We start from the raw sequence: 15669 nt of genomic DNA, 5'->3' as shown, positions 1-15669 counted from the left end.
GAATGAACATGCGTAAAAAGAGTAATATATTAACGGTTGTTTTATTATTGATGACACAACTGACAGTGCTGGCCCAGAAAGTGGTTCGTCATGACCTTTATGTACGGGATACCATTGTCAATTATGCCGGTAAATCAAAACGGGCAATCGCTGTAAACGGACAGATTCCGATGCCTACCCTGACTTTTACTGAAGGAGATACGGCGGAAATTGTTGTTCACAATGAGTTAAAGGAGAGCACGTCGCTACATTGGCATGGTATTTTTCTGCCGAACAAAGAAGACGGAGTGCCACACCTGACGCAGGAACCTATACAGCCGAATTCGACTTATACTTATCGCTTTCCGATAATCCAGCACGGTACACACTGGTATCATTCGCATTCCGGCTTGCAGGAACAGATCGGTATGTATGGTAGTCTTATTCTCAACAAGCGTGTAGATGATAAGACTTTCCGCAAAGGAATTGATGATTTACCCACGATTCCGGTCATATTGAGCGAATGGACAAATTATAACCCCGATAACATTCAGCGGATGCTACACACGGCCAACGATTGGGCCGCGATAAAAAAAGGCGCTACACAATCGTACGTTGAAGCTATTAAAGAAGGAAAGTTTAAAACTAAAGTTACGAATGAATGGAAACGTCAGCTGGCAATGGATGTCAGTGATGTGTATTATGATAAGGTCTTGATGAACGGGGCTCATTCCACGGATTTAAAATCGGTGAACGGTAAAGCTTTGAAAGCAGGAGATAAAGTGCGTTTGCGAATTTCCAATGGTGGTGCTTCGTCTTATTTTTGGCTGCGCTATGCAGGTGGCAAAATTACCGTTGTTGCCAATGATGGGAATGATGTGGTACCGGTGGAGGTCGATCGATTGATGATTGCCGTATCGGAGACTTATGATGTCGTTGTAACAATTCCAAATGAAGGCACAGCTTACGAATTTATGGCAACAACAGAAGATCGAACACAATCTGCAAGTTATTTTGTCGGAAATGGTATTAAACAGTTGATTTCTCCACTTCCCCGCCTTAAATATTTTGAAGGCATGAAGATGATGAACGATATGATGAAGATGAATGGGGATCTCAATGATATGGGTATGAAGATGAGTCTGAATCAGATGGATATGAATGTGGTGATGTATCCCGAAATTACAGGTGATGGAAAGAAAAAAGAAGATCACAGTAAACATAGCGGTATGGATCATGGACAAATGAAGATGGAAGAAGATCCCAATCGTTATAATGCCAATGCATTGGGCGATATTGTAACGCTAAACTATGCGATGCTGGAGTCTCCTCAAGCGACTGAATTGCCTAAAAAAGCGCCGATACGAGATCTTAAATTTACGCTTACGGGAAATATGAGCCGTTATGTATGGAGCATGGACAATAAAATTCTCTCGGAAACGGATAAGATACCGGTAAAAAAGGGCGAGGTATTGCGCATTACCATCTATAATAATTCGATGATGCGTCATCCAATACATCTGCATGGCTTTGACTTTAGACTGTTGAATGGAAAAGGATCAAAAGCGCCATTGAAAAATGTGGTAGATATCATGCCAATGGAGACGGATACGATCGAATTCTTAGCAAATGAAGAAGGGGACTGGTTTTTTCATTGCCACATCCTGTATCATATGATGGCTGGGATGAATCGTGTGTTTGCTGTGGATGATTATAAAAATCCCAATCTTCCAGACAAAGCCAAAGCCTACAAGGAATTGCAAATGGAAAGTAATATGACCCATTTTATGGCGCAAAATGATTTTGCGACCAATGGAAATGACGGTCAGGCCATGTTTCAGAATGCGCGTTGGCAGCTCGGTTCCGAATGGCGATTAGGGTATAACGATATGCATGGCTATGAGGTGGAAACCCACCTGGGTAGATACTTTGGGAAGATGCAATGGTTTATGCCATTTGTAGGTTTTGATTATCGTTATCGCCGTATGGGGGAGGATGAACATGAGAAAAATATCTTTGGACAGGCCAATAAAAAAGATAGTCGCAAAGCTTTGAGTCTAGGTTTTATGTATACTTTACCTATGTTGGTCAACTTTCAGGCGGAGGTATATCACGATGGTATTGTCAGATTGCAGCTGATGCGCGAAGATATTCCGATCGCTAGAAGAATCCGTGGTGATTTTATGGTCAACTCGGACCTTGAATATATGGCCGGACTAAATTATGTCATCACCAAAAATATGGCGTTTAGAACGCATTATGATAGTGATATGGGGTTTGGTGTGGGCCTGTCATTAAATTATTAAAAGCGTAGATCTTATTTGAGTTAGGGGGCTTTGCAGTGCAAAGCCCCCTTTTCTTTTGCCATTAAAAGAGAGAATAAATGGAGGACATCTTCTGAAATGATACAAACTTTATTGAGACTTCATTGGAAATTAAATCGGACTTTAGACGCTTTCATCCGAATGAGGTCCCTATAAGGTCCGTATAAGCTCCCTATAAACTCCCCAGTATTTATTCCTTTCTTCTTCACGGTGCTGCCTGTAAAAAGAGGATAGGTTCGATTCTTCTTGCGCAATGGCGATCCTGTTTTTGGTGGCGGGAAATAAAGAAAAACCCCAGAAATCATTGATTCCTGGGGTTTTATTTTAGTGTGAATTTATGACGACTAAAGTTTTTGATCGCTTAAATCATCCATTTAAATATGCTGGCTCCCCAAGAGAAACCGGCACCAAAGGCGGTTAACATGACTAAATCACCGGTATTTAATTTTTTAATATTTTGCCAGATACATAGTGGGATCGTGGCAGCAATGGTATTTCCTAGGTATTCGATATTACTTAACGCTCTATCTTCTGGTATATTAAGACTACGCCCAACGGCATCAATGATGCGCTGATTAGCCTGATGTGGGATTAACCAATTGATATCTTCAATCTGTAGGTTGTTGCGTTGCAAAACCGTATTACAGGCATCGCTCATAGACTGCACAGCATGTCTAAATACAGTTTTACCATCTTGTTTCAGGAATCTGTTGTCGTTAACAGGAAGATTGCTGTCGATTGGATACAAAGAACCGCCGGCTTCAATTTTTAAAAATTCTTTTCCCGCTCCATTGCTACATAGATAGGCATCCATAATTCCACCTTCTAAAGATGGCTCAAGCCATATCACACCAGCGCCATCACCGAAAAGAATATTGGTTGAACGGTCTTTTAAATCGACATAAGTACTGATGTTGTCGGCTCCGACTACGAGTACATTTTTATAACGTCCAGTCTCAACGAGAGCAGAAGCCATATCTAAGGCATATAAAAATCCAGAGCACGCAGCATTGACATCAAAAGCCCAAACATTGGTAAGACCTAATTTTTCTAAAATGATATTTGCTGTTGCCGGCATAGGCATATCAGGTGTAGAAGTCGCCACAATTAGGGCATCTACATCGTTCAGATTTTTATGATATTGTGTTGCCAAATCTTGTATAGCTTTTACAGCCATGTCTGATGTGGCAAGATTTTCTTCTAAAATTCTCCGCTCCTTAATACCTGTGCGTTTGATAATCCACTCATCGGATGTATCGCAAAACTGCTCCAAATCTGTATTCGATCTTTTATTCGGTGGAATATATCCGCCAATACCAGTTATTGCTGCATATGGCCTGCTGGGTATTCTCTCAGTCATAAATTAATGTACTCTATTCTCTCTCTTATTATATAGCTATCCTATTAGGAATTACTCGTGTGTCTTTTGCGCCGTAAAACTACGGTTAATTTATGCGATTAATAAGTGAAAAAATTGATTTTTGACAAAATAATTACGTTTTATCAGCATTTTTAACTGTTTTTTACGTATTACCTATACTAATCTTTTAATCGGTCTTTATGGGGCGGAATTAAATATTGAATGTGCTTGTTTTTTCAGAATTTTAATCTAATGAAGTCCGTCCGAATTGGAAAATAGTCTAGTTGCTTTTTGTGTTTCAAACCATTACGTGGAGAGTTTTGCCTGTTCCAAAAGTTCAGCCAAAATGACTATTCCTTCTTCGATCAATTCCTCTGATAAGGATCCGTAGCCAAGCCGTATTCCGCCAAAAACATTTTCTCTGCTGTAGTTTTCGGGATGCGGTATATCTACTGATCTTTCCTTTAATTTTTGGAATAAAAATGCCCAGTCGATTTGATGTTTAAAAGATAGCCAAACCGCCAATCCCCCTTGTGGAGAGGTGTAGTTCACATGATCCTGCAGATGTTTGTCCAATTGGGCAATCATAAAATCACGTTTCCTTTTGTAAAACTGTGTTGCTTTTCGGATATGTCTACGAATTGTTCCATCCTGAATGAGTTCCAGTACAGCTTGCTCCATAATATTGTCACCTTGGATATCGATGATGTAGCGAAGTTCGGTAATCTGCTGGAGCAAAAGCTCGTTTCTCGTCGCAAGATAACCGATACGGAGTGCTGGTGCGACAACTTTGCTCAGCGTACCAATGTATACTGTATTGATCAGCTCCTGTTGTGAAGCGAGCGGATAATAGGGAACTTGTTCAAAATGAAATTCGTAGTCGTAATCATCCTCAATGATCGTGAAGTTATATTGGTTGGATAATGCTATTAATTGTGATCTCCGTTCTTTGCTTAAAGTGACAGTGGTTGGATATTGTCGATGTGGTGTAAGGTATAGCGCCTTAATGTTGCTCTTTTTCAATAAATGAGGTAGCAATTTTTCAACGATAAGACCATCGGTATCTACGGGAATAGGAATCAATTTCGCGCCGGCTTTTTCAAAGATCTTCCAGGCTGAATGGTATCCAGGGGACTCTACAAAGATATAATCATCGCGCTGCAATAGGCATTGGGCGACCAGGTACATGGCCATTTGGCTTCCACGACTGATGCATAGCTTATTTTTATCGATGTGCATGTTGCGTTCGATGTTGAGCATATTGGCGATTTCTTCACGAAAATCTAGATGACCTCGGGGATCGGCATATCCCATCATTTTCCAACGTGCGCTGCGTTTAAAAATTTGGCGATAAGCCCGTCCGAGCTGTTCTACCGGGGCAATCTTACTGTCTGGATTACCGTCATCGAATATAATACGTGTTGGAGGCTGAAGATCAGATAATTCGATCTTTTGTGCAACATATAGGTTCGAGCCATAAGGTAATTGGGCCGCTACAAATATACCTCTACGTGCTTGACTAACCAGCCAGCCTTCACTCAACAGCAACTGTATGGCATCAATTACCGTGTTTCGGTTTAATTTTAGTTGGGCTGCAAGAGATCTGCTACTCGGTAAGGCCGTTCCTTTCGGCAATCTACCTGATTGAATATCAGCAGCAATGTTATCCGCTATTTGGATGTAAATCGCTTTTGAAGAGGATCTGTCAATATCTATCGTTAAATTCCAAGGTCTAAGCATGAGGCTGTTGTATCGGGTAATTGTTCAAATATACAATTGTTCTGCAGGATTAAAATACATTCGATAGATGGCGCATGAGCAGTGCTGCGCTATTCTATTTAAGATGAGTTATTTTGTTTATTGCCTGTTTCGGCTGGACTAGGAATAAATAACCATCTTGGACTAGGAATGAAAGGGGATTTAAGTGGATTTTTGAGTTTTACTAATTCTAAGTCATTCATGAAACCATTTCCCGTTTTTGAGAAAGTTGATATTGCGATCGAACGAGCTCTTGGTTGCTTTGTCTATGATAAACAGCAGCAGGCCTATCTAGATCTCTATGGTGGTCATGCCGTTATTTCTGTTGGGCATAGCCATCCGCATGTTGTTGAGCAAACTATAAAACAGATGAACAAGATCGGATTTTATTCAAATGCAGTTACAAACGATCTTCAGGATCGTTTGGCCGAACGCTTAGGCAGTGCCTGTGGTTATCCGACGTATGCTATTTTTTACAGTAATTCGGGAGCTGAAGCAAATGAAAATGCACTGAAGTTAGCTTCGTTCCATACGGGAAGGAGGAAAGTATTGGCGATGTCCAATGCGTTTCATGGGAGAACCTCAGCTGCGGTTGCGGCAACGGATATCCAGTCAATTCGTGCACCATTAAATGAAAGTGAACAATTTGTCTTTACACCTTTCAACGAGATCTCCAGTTTGAAAAAACAATTGGAAACGGAAGAATATTGTGCGGTCATTATTGAACCTATTCAAGGTGTCGGGGGAATTCATTGGGCAAGTCCTAGTTTCTTACAGGAAGTAAGAGCAATCTGCACGAAAACTGGGACCATGCTTATTTTGGATGAAATTCAATGCGGTTATGGGCGCACGGGACTTTTCTTTGCACATCAGCATGCTGGGATAGAAGCCGATCTAATTACTGTGGCCAAAGGGATTGCAAATGGGCTGCCGATGGGGGCGACAATTATTTCGCCTAAAATAAAGCCGGTCATAGGACAATTGGGGACTACTTTTGGCGGAAGTCATGCGGTCTGCGCGGCGGCTCTGGCTGTACTTGATGTAATTCAAAAGGAGCAATTGATTGATAATGCCGCAGTTGTAGGTGAATTTTTGTTGACAGAATTAAGAAAAATTCATGGCGTGAGTGAAGTTAGAGGGCAAGGTTTGATGATCGGCGTAGAGTTTGAAAACGATATTCGACAACTGCGGAAAGAACTTCTGTTTTCTGAAAAGATTTTTACAGGATATGCAGGACGCTATACGCTCCGTCTATTACCGCCGCTGTGTTTTACCATGAATCATGCGGAGACTTTTTTGAAGAGTCTACGGAAGCTTGTGCTCAAAGAGAAACTAGCCCATGATGTTTCGGGATATTGATTAGCCTCTCTATTGATTTTGTGCTAAGTTTTAATGCAGGATTCTCCAAATTAGCTGTCGCGCTTTGATAAATGTCGTAAAAGAAGTAATTTCACATCTAGCGTATTTAATCAGTAATAGCTTATAATACATTTCATGACAACAACAAAATGTTTGCCTACAGCGGGTTTAGTGAGTATTAAGGAGGATAAATTATTATTAGCGTATAGCAACAATAGAAAGGCATGGTATCTGCCGGGTGGAAAGATTGATGCGGGGGAGGAAGCTCTGCAGTCCCTTCGTCGTGAAATTTTGGAGGAGCTAAATATCAATCTGGATCCGGATAAAATCTCCTATTATTGCCATGTTACAGCCCCGGCATACGGGCTTGTGCCAGAGGTTATCATGGAACAAGATTGTTTTCTGTATCCATTAACAGAGCAGATCGAACCCAGTAATGAGATTGGTGCCGTTCGTTATTTTTCACACCAAGAGTACCAGGAAGAACCGATCCAGGTCATTGGCGTTTTGCATGTGTTTGACAAGTTGAAGGCTGACGGATTGATTTAAAAACCCTGTCGCTACTAGATGCCATAGCCTTCATTGAGACAGCTTATACCTTTTGTGTCTTTTAAAGGTATAATTTTCTGGCTTTTGGTATCCATACGCCATGCCTTGACGATTTTGTCGAAATATTCTTTGCTTTCATCGACCCGGCTAATGGCTATAATTTCACTGTTTGGTTTGTCTCCTTGCTTGCAGTTGCATAAGCTAAGCTGCTCGTTGGACTTCAGTTTTTGGATATTGATGGTATCCAAAATCTTGTATTTGACTTTACCTTTGCTATCATCGGGTAACAATTCCTCTAAAATACAAACACCATTTTTGGCATTTGTAAAATAGCCGGCAGCAAAGCGATAGTCCCCCTGTGTATTCTTGTCGGTTTCAATAAGCGCGCCAGTTGCGTAGGTATAAGATTTTAATTCAGCAATTTCATTGATCTCACGGAATACTTTCCCATATAAGGGGTTTTTCTGATCGTTAACGGTATTGAAACTGGACCAACTGCAGATGGATAGAACCGCAATCGGTATAATTAGTATATATCTCATAGTTTTCAACAATTAAAAACGTTATTAAGTTAACAAATCTTTCTGTTAACTTAATAACGTTTTTAATTCAGCACTATTGTGTCGACTGAATTTACTAAAACTAATTACGCGTTTACTTAGCCTGTGTTTCTTGCACTTTTTGAGATTCTTTATATACTTTACTGTCCTCGTCATCCATGTCCATGTCGAGATCCTCTTCTTTGTATTTTCCCATTTTTAAATGAAAGTTATCTGGAGTGCCCGTAATTCGCATAGGTATCCCAAAGATTCCAAAAGGAGGTAAGCCCAGTCTAAAACCCAGGTTCATCCGTCCGTCTAAGGTTACTTGGCCTTCAAAGCGAGGCCTGAATCCCATCATTTTCATTTTCGTGCGTTCGATGGTCATCACATTATTTTTGATATGGGATTTAATAACAACTTTTTTTACTTCGCCATCCTTCAATTTTTCTTTGGAAGTAGATTGACTAATTCCATTGAGTAGTTTGAAGCCTCTGAACTTAATCTGATTTAGCGTTAAGGATCCCTCGCCGACGATAGAAGGCATTACTGGTTGCATATTGCCATTCAATAGGCCACCCAATTTGTAATCCAATGAAACAAGACCATAAGCATTTTTGGCAGAGCTAACCATTTCCCTGAACATCGGTATCTCTTTGTAAGCGCGTTGAATATCAAAGCTGTCGGCTTTCACCGCATAATCAAAACTTGCTCTACGTGGATTTATGGGACGATAACTTCCGTTCATATCTACTTTCAGTCCCGCAAGTTCAAAGTTTGTCTTATTAAGTGTCATCTTACCTTCTTTTACCTGTAGGTCTCCTTTGAAATCTTTGATATTCATTTTGTTATATGATATGGCGTTGACAAGCCCTAAGACCTGAACGTCCAAATTTTTGGGGAGAAGAACCACACCGCTTTCGGACGTGCCTGTAGCTGTCGAGGAAGATGGTGATCCGAAAACCATGAAATCATCCACATTGATTTTCTTGCTGCTGAGTGTAAATTGACCTTTTAACGGTGCTTGACTACTTGTTGCATAATTAATAATATTGTTGAGATATCCTTTGATGGAAATATCATTCTTAGCATAGGCAACCAGGAATTTATCGAAATTCATTTTCTCCTGATTAAAACTGAAGTTCCCACTTCGAATTGCAATAGGCTGTGGAAGCATGTCGGACTGAACCTGGATATTTCCAATACTTAACCGACCGCTATTTTGAAGTCGGTTATAATGACCATTGGTGGCATCGCTCTGTAAGCCTTTTAAACTGAAATCTGTATAGATAAAGCCATCGACATTGGTACCATCCAATGCAAAGAGTTTATAAATAGGGCCGAGATTGAGCTTACCCTTGGACTGTATGTTGTATTTGATGTTATTGAAGTTCTTGAGGTCTGCATTCAAGAAAAAAGGTTCACCCGCAAATGTAAACGATACCGGTAGGATTTTGACATTCAGATCTCGAAGTGAACCTTTTTCGCTATTGACAAAAGCTTCGACCTGAATATTTTCCATCGGGATAGGATAATCATTTGACTTGATCAATCCATTCTTCATCACGATGGACGTATTGGTTTCGGGAAAAATGTTTCGTTTGAGATCTACATAACCTTTTGCTATGAGGTTGACATCCACCAATCCGGCCAATTCGACTTGTTTAATTGGATAGAATTTTTTGATATCTGCTAAATTAAATGATGCCTTTAAATCGGAATTGACTGCAATTTTATTAAAATCCGTTATTGAAATAAATCCTTTTATATAATTGTTAAGTGCTTGAAAAGAAATATCATGTATTGCTATTGATGCACTTTTTAACTGGCCATCGGGATCCTTTGCTTCCAGACGATAGGCAATTTTGTCCAATCCCTGTGGGAGCTTAGCCAATTTGAATTTACCATCTACGAGTGTATTTTTGATATCAAAAGTAGGAATGGATGCGACGTATTCCTGTTCGCGTTTTTGGAGCCCTACCTGACGAATAGCTTTGGCGTATGTGCCGTCGATTTTCGCGTCAAGATTCCACTTTCCACCGAAAGAAAAATCGGGAAACTGTAGCGAGGCATGGAGTTTATCGAGATTAAGATCACTTTTTATGTTGGCATGCACGGTTACAGGGTGTAAACCTGCAATGTTGCCCTGTGCATTGAAATAGCCTGAAGCAACTTTAAAGTCAAATTGTTTAAGATCAATTTGTAGTGAGTCTGGATTCAGTGCCGGCAAGTCTATCCGTAATTTTGCATTCCAGTCTGTTAGCGGATTGGTGGATTGTTTATACGCGAGAAAGCCATTGTTGACCATGAGCCCAAGTGAAAGATTAGGCATTTTGTTGTTGTCGACAATATAATCACCTTCTAGATTAACAAAAACCTCAGATGTACCTTTCACGGAGAGGTCCTTGATCCAAGAAGCGTAGTTATTTGGGACTAATGAAAGTAATTCGGCCAAGGTACTTTCCTGTGATTTTAATTTAAAATCTAGGTGATAACCATGGGAAATAAAAGACAACAATCCACGGAAACGAACTGGTAATTGATTTATTTTAATATCATTTCGTTCGAATACGAAGGATAACGTATTGGTATTGATCCGTGTTAGCAAATTGGCATCAATTGATTTTCGGTCCACATATAGTTCGTTGTCAAAAGAGAAGGAGAAAGATGCAATTTTTGCCCGTGTATTTAAGTCAAATATATTTGACATGAGATCCCCCTTGCCTTCATATTCCAAATCCTTTGCTTCTATCTTAAGCGGAATAGAGCGGTCTTCGTAATGTAGATTGGTTTTTTCCAGTTTAATCAGTTGGAAGGCTAAAGCACTGCTTTCGGAATTGTCTTGTGTTTTTGTGGAATCAGCGGGGCTAGATTTATAAATATTGTAATTGGCATTACCCAGGGAGTCAACCAGAATGTTGATCTTTCCGCTGTTCACGATAAATTTATCGATGACAATTTTGGATTTGAGCAGGCTCATCAAATCCACACCAAAACTTACTTTCTTTGCGGCAAGTAGTGTATCGTTCTTAAAAGGTTCGGCACCTTTTAATAAGACATCATCCATCGACGCTGTCAGCAGTGGAAACTGGTCAAAGAAGGTTAATCTCACTTTAGCGTAGTTTAACTCGCCCTTGATATGTTCGTTTACCAGTGATTTGACCTTGCTATTGACTTCATTTTCGAATATATAAGGGATGGATAATATGCTGATAACGAGTAAGACTATGATGCTTGCAAAAACGATAGCGATACGTTTCACAACCTTTATAAATGTAGCTTTTGACACTTTGTAATTATTTGTGGTTACAAAAGTCAGAAAATTATTATTAATCTCAGTTATATGATGCATTTATTTTGAAAAGAGCTTGGATTATGTCGTTTTTCATTGACAAAAGGCTGGGTTAGAGCCTTTCTTATGAACTTGTTTGCTAAAGCTTTGAAAATTTTGATGTATTTTTGCGCCGTGAAATTTCGATTTAAAAATGCCGAACAGAAAAATAGTATTATCCTGATTGTCTGTTTGTTGTTGCTGCTGCTGGTAGGAGGGGGATTGCTCGGTGTTATCCATCATAAAGTTGATCGTCTTAAGAAAAGAATATTGATCGATTTTGCGGATGAGAATATGTTTCTTGTCAAAAAGCAATTGGAATTGCTACAGCAGGATCTGTACCTTTCTGAAAAAAAAATATTTGAACAATCCACGTTTGATCCAAAGGAAAGTGGTGATTCCTTATTGGTCATTATCCCGGTTGGTCAACCTGATTATATGAGCCATAGGATGCTAACATTGTTACGGACACGAACAATAAATCATCGGCTATATCATATCTATATGGATATCGAAAGGCTGAATGCTTATTTTGCCAAGCTCAATTTCGGAAGGCGGGCTTATTTTGAGATCTATGATGACCGCGGCATCTGTGTGTATTCTCCTGATAATCGAAAGTGGGGAAAGAGAAATACTGCCGCTGTGTCAAAACAGGGGCAAATTGTTCAGTCAGATTTTCTGCAGCTGGACGTGATGGTTAATTCCTATCCCTGTAACATTCTGTTTGTTGGAGGCGAAATCAAGGTGTATGTTCTCTTGTTGAGTATCGAAGAGGAAATCCAGGAATTGTTGACCTATAGTATCTTGCTCGGTGTAGGGTTGATGTTGGTGGCGATGGTATTGATCTATTTTAATGTTGTGGAGCGACGCAAGATTCAGCAATTGAAATTGCTGGCCCTGAAGCAGGAAAATGAATATACGCAGATGCGTCTAGTACAATTGCGACAACAGATCAATCCACATTTTCTATTCAATACATTTGGGTCGCTTCAGTACCTGATCGGAAAAGACGATGAACTGGCCAAGTCTTTTATTGGAAAGATGACCAAGGTTTATCGTAAAATGTTGCGTACAGATGAGGCAGAATGGTCTACGCTAAGGGAGGAACTGGAATTGGCCAAAGCCTATTTCTTTTTGCAGCAGGTGCGGTTCGGCGCGGCATTGCAGGATATGGATATAAATATTCCAAGAGAATTATTAGAACAGAAAATTCCACGTTTGGGTTTGCAAATGCTGATCGAGAATGCGATAAAGCATACACGCATTTCGAAAGAGAATCCGCTTACTATTCGTTTAATCTATATACCCGAAACCAACCTGCTGGAGGTTAGCAACAACTGGCAGCCCAGACAGGGGGCAGAGCTTGAAGGTGAGGGGTACGGGCTCAAATATTTGTCATCCATCTATAATTACTATGCCATGGCAGGTTTTCATTTCGGGTTAGAGTCGGGGCAATTTATTGTGCGATTACCACTCGCATAATGCTGTATATGAATAATGAAATTGGAGGTGTCTGCGTATTCATGTTTTTATAGTGCGTGTTCATCACTCTGAACTACGTGTTCATCCCTTTATGTATTATTCTGTACAATATTTTTAACAAATTTGGCTCTTAATCCAGCGGTTTTAGTTTGTGATTAGCCTAATCTTATCCCATAAAATGTCAAGGTCTTTATAAAGTGCAACTTATGATTGATCTCCATGGAATAGATGCAATTACTTTCTGATTCAAAATCCGAAGCTAAAATAGGCTTAGGATCAACAATGGATTTTCGGTTGATGTTACGTCGTCACCAGTGAAAAACAAATAGAATGCCACGAGTTCATTTATGCCTTTGAAAGCGAGCTCAAAAATAATTATTTGATGAAAAACACTTATACTAAGCTAGCCATTGGTCTTTTATTTTCGGCGGGTCTAATGCAATCTTGTTCTATATTGCAAACAGTAGGTTTAAGAAAAAAAGAGACGGTTACTTCTGCCAAAGATTCTACGGCCAAGAAAGATTCTACAGCTGCATACGACAAATTGTTGAAAGATGCGCGTGTGGATAGCGGAATGTTTACTGTGATCCGTAAAGAAAACAACTACTACTTTGAAATTCCATTGAAAAAGATGGGGCAAGATATATTGTTGATCCAAAAGCTATCTTCTGTACCGTTGGCCTTGAATGAGGCTGGGGTAAACAAAGGGATGAATTATGAAAATAAGGTCATTCGTTTTACCCATCGTAAAGAGAAAAAAGAAGTGTGGGTTTCGGAGATTAAACCGCAGGTCGAAGTACCTAAGGGTGACGCAATAGCCGCTTCGGTATATGATAATTATCGCCCTTCTTATATTGAATCTTTTAAGATTGAAAGCTATTCAAAAGATTCAAGTGCCGTGGTGATCAAAGTCAATAAAGTATTTGACGGTTCAGAAAAAAGCTTTACGGATGTGTTTACGTCTTTGGGTTTGGGAACTTCACCTAAAACGAGTATATCTACCGTTGAAGACATTAAATCCTATGCGAATAATATCGTTGTGAAGTCTGTATTCTCTACCAAGGTGACTGAAGGTAATGAATCTGTACCGGTTTCTTTAGAAATTACAAGTAACCTTTACGAACTGCCTGAAAATCCTATGGTTGCGCGGTTTGCAGATCCAAGAGTAGGTTTCTTTACTTCACCACGTTGGTATTTTAATGATAAACAACAGGAACTGGATAAGAAAAATCTGGTCAATCGCTGGCGTTTAGAACCGCGTGACGAAGATAAAGCGCGGTATCTGAAAGGGGAGTTGGTCGAACCAAAGAAACCGATTGTCTTTTATTTAGATCCGGCGACACCAAAACAGTGGCGACAAGCCATCATCGATGGAGTTCATGATTGGCAGGTTGCCTTTGAAGCTGCTGGTTTCAAAAATGCAATTCTGGCCAAACAACAGCCGGATAGTGTCAAATTTGATCCCGATGATGCCAATGTATCCTCGATCGTTTACGCAGCATCTGCTCAGGCTAATGCCATGGGACCTTCTGTGGTCGATCCGCGCTCGGGAGAGATTCTCGAAGCCGATGTGATCTGGTGGCACAACGTCATGACGATTTTAAATAGCTGGATGCGTATACAAACAGGTATAGTAGATACATCGGTACGATCCAATGTGTTTTCGGATGAAAAAATGGCACATGCCATTCGCTTTGTTTCTTCCCATGAAATTGGGCATACCTTGGGTCTTATGCATAACATGGGCTCCTCGGCAAGTTTTCCTGTTGATTCATTGCGTAGTAAAAGCTTCACCGCCAAAATGGGGGGGACTGCTCCTTCAATTATGGATTACGCTCGTTTCAATTATGTGGCACAACCCGAAGATGGTGTGGAACAGATCACTCCCGTGATCGGTGCTTACGACAAGTATGCCATTGGCTGGGCGTACCGTTGGTATGGCAAAACGCAACCTTGGGATGAAATTCCTTTGCTGAGAAAGGAAATTGACAGCCATGTACATGATCCTATTTACCATTACGGTGAACAGCAAGATTCTAAAAATATCGTTGATCCGCGGGCTCAATCGGAAGATCTTGGTGACGACGCGATGAAAGCTGGTGAATATGGCATGCTGAATTTGCGTCGTATGATGCCTAATATTATCAACTGGACCACTAATGTAGGTGATGATTACTACCGTGCCGGTAAATTATATATGGGTGTAATCGGACAATGGTATGCGTATGCTGACCATGTCTTAAATAATATTGGGGGAATATACCTGGAAAATGCTGTTTTGGGCGATCAAAAAGATGCCTATAGTCCAGTACCAAAAGACAAACAAGTACGTGCTTTGGAATACCTCAAGAAGAATGTCTTTTACATGCCCGAGTGGTTGTTCGTCCCAGAGCTGATGGCAAAAACTTTTCCATTGAAAGATTCTCCAATAGGACCATTTGAGTATGCTCCTTATAACTTACAACGTGAATTTCAGTATGCTATGTTGTATAAACTCGTGAACGATGAGCGCCTACTGCGTATGGTTGAGATGGAAAATCTTTTTGGAAGTAGAAAAGCATGGAGTGCACCGGAGTTTCTAACTTCTGTACGCCAGACGATCTTTGCTAAAACCATCAGTGGACAATCGTTGGACCTTAAAACACGGATGCTACAACAAAACTATGTGGATGTTCTGATGGTATCTACCAATAAATCCATGGAGAAATTAAATGCGAAGAAGCTGGCAGGCATTGAGCAGCTAGTTGAAGCGACACAACCTGATCTATGTTTACATCCACAACATGCATCCTCTTCACAAACGGGACTTCGGAATGTACATGTCACTGGTATGATACGCACTTCCGATATGTTGACCTATAAACGTGCTGAACTATATGAGATCTACCAGTTGTTGAAGCAAAAGCAGCGGACAGGTGACGCGACTACAAAATCGCATTACATGGATCTTTTACTACGTATTGCAAATACCTTAGAATTAAACTAATA

At 40.3% G+C, this 15669-nt stretch carries 9 protein-coding genes; 5 read left to right on the top strand and 4 right to left on the bottom strand.

Annotated elements, in window-relative coordinates:
- Window positions 1-8: 8 nt before the first annotated feature.
- The gene (locus tag L1283_RS21390) at window positions 9-2285 is read left to right on the top strand and encodes a multicopper oxidase family protein (protein WP_088163453.1); all 2277 of its coding nucleotides are present in this window, start codon (window positions 9-11) and stop codon (window positions 2283-2285) included.
- 379 nt (window positions 2286-2664) lie between these two features.
- Here the strand turns inward: L1283_RS21390 and L1283_RS21385 are convergent, their stop codons facing one another.
- Window positions 2665-3663: a beta-ketoacyl-ACP synthase III gene (locus L1283_RS21385; RefSeq protein ID WP_046673918.1), complete on the bottom strand. Its 999-nt coding sequence runs from the start codon at window positions 3661-3663 to the stop codon at window positions 2665-2667.
- Window positions 3664-3969: 306 nt separating this feature from the next.
- Window positions 3970-5403, bottom strand: coding sequence for a PLP-dependent aminotransferase family protein (locus L1283_RS21380; RefSeq protein ID WP_088160367.1), 1434 nt, complete (start codon window positions 5401-5403; stop codon window positions 3970-3972).
- A gap of 219 nt (window positions 5404-5622) precedes the next feature.
- Between L1283_RS21380 and L1283_RS21375 the strand changes: the two genes are divergently transcribed.
- Together L1283_RS21375 and L1283_RS21370 are read left to right on the top strand one after the other, a co-directional pair.
- Window positions 5623-6780: an aspartate aminotransferase family protein gene (locus L1283_RS21375; RefSeq protein ID WP_088160368.1), complete on the top strand. Its 1158-nt coding sequence runs from the start codon at window positions 5623-5625 to the stop codon at window positions 6778-6780.
- 135 nt (window positions 6781-6915) lie between these two features.
- The gene (locus L1283_RS21370) at window positions 6916-7329 is read left to right on the top strand and encodes an NUDIX hydrolase (RefSeq protein WP_088160369.1); all 414 of its coding nucleotides are present in this window, start codon (window positions 6916-6918) and stop codon (window positions 7327-7329) included.
- A 14-nt stretch (window positions 7330-7343) separates the two neighbouring features.
- Here L1283_RS21370 and L1283_RS21365 read toward each other — a convergent pair whose 3' ends face one another.
- Together L1283_RS21365 and L1283_RS21360 are read right to left on the bottom strand one after the other, a co-directional pair.
- On the bottom strand, window positions 7344-7871 hold the full coding sequence (locus L1283_RS21365) for a hypothetical protein (RefSeq protein WP_075991233.1): 528 nt from the start codon (window positions 7869-7871) through the stop codon (window positions 7344-7346).
- A 112-nt stretch (window positions 7872-7983) separates the two neighbouring features.
- The gene (locus L1283_RS21360) at window positions 7984-11220 is read right to left on the bottom strand and encodes an AsmA-like C-terminal region-containing protein (protein WP_429626441.1); all 3237 of its coding nucleotides are present in this window, start codon (window positions 11218-11220) and stop codon (window positions 7984-7986) included.
- 99 nt (window positions 11221-11319) lie between these two features.
- Between L1283_RS21360 and L1283_RS21355 the strand changes: the two genes are divergently transcribed.
- Window positions 11320-12681, top strand: a complete 1362-nt coding sequence (locus tag L1283_RS21355; protein ID WP_429626450.1) for a sensor histidine kinase — start codon at window positions 11320-11322, stop codon at window positions 12679-12681.
- 382 nt (window positions 12682-13063) lie between these two features.
- Entirely contained in the window at window positions 13064-15667 is a 2604-nt protein-coding gene (locus L1283_RS21350; RefSeq protein WP_429626440.1) for a zinc-dependent metalloprotease, read from the top strand.
- Window positions 15668-15669 lie beyond the last annotated feature (2 nt).

This window comes from Sphingobacterium sp. HSC-15S19 (assembly GCF_050433745.1).
Lineage (GTDB): Bacteria > Bacteroidota > Bacteroidia > Sphingobacteriales > Sphingobacteriaceae > Sphingobacterium > Sphingobacterium siyangense.
Note: the sequence above shows the minus strand (reverse complement) of the source record. Positions and strands in the feature narration are given on the sequence as shown.

Excerpts from the sequence above, each read along its gene's own strand:
- L1283_RS21390 (WP_088163453.1), top strand. The coding sequence starts at position 9 with ATGCGTAAAAAGAGTAATATATTAACGGTTGTTTTATTATTGATGACA.
- L1283_RS21385 (WP_046673918.1), bottom strand. The coding sequence starts at position 3,663 with ATGACTGAGAGAATACCCAGCAGGCCATATGCAGCAATAACTGGTATT.
- L1283_RS21380 (WP_088160367.1), bottom strand. The coding sequence starts at position 5,403 with ATGCTTAGACCTTGGAATTTAACGATAGATATTGACAGATCCTCTTCA.
- L1283_RS21375 (WP_088160368.1), top strand. The coding sequence starts at position 5,623 with ATGAAACCATTTCCCGTTTTTGAGAAAGTTGATATTGCGATCGAACGA.
- L1283_RS21370 (WP_088160369.1), top strand. The coding sequence starts at position 6,916 with ATGACAACAACAAAATGTTTGCCTACAGCGGGTTTAGTGAGTATTAAG.
- L1283_RS21365 (WP_075991233.1), bottom strand. The coding sequence starts at position 7,871 with ATGAGATATATACTAATTATACCGATTGCGGTTCTATCCATCTGCAGT.
- L1283_RS21360 (WP_429626441.1), bottom strand. The coding sequence starts at position 11,220 with ATGCATCATATAACTGAGATTAATAATAATTTTCTGACTTTTGTAACC.
- L1283_RS21355 (WP_429626450.1), top strand. The coding sequence starts at position 11,320 with ATGTATTTTTGCGCCGTGAAATTTCGATTTAAAAATGCCGAACAGAAA.
- L1283_RS21350 (WP_429626440.1), top strand. The coding sequence starts at position 13,064 with ATGAAAAACACTTATACTAAGCTAGCCATTGGTCTTTTATTTTCGGCG.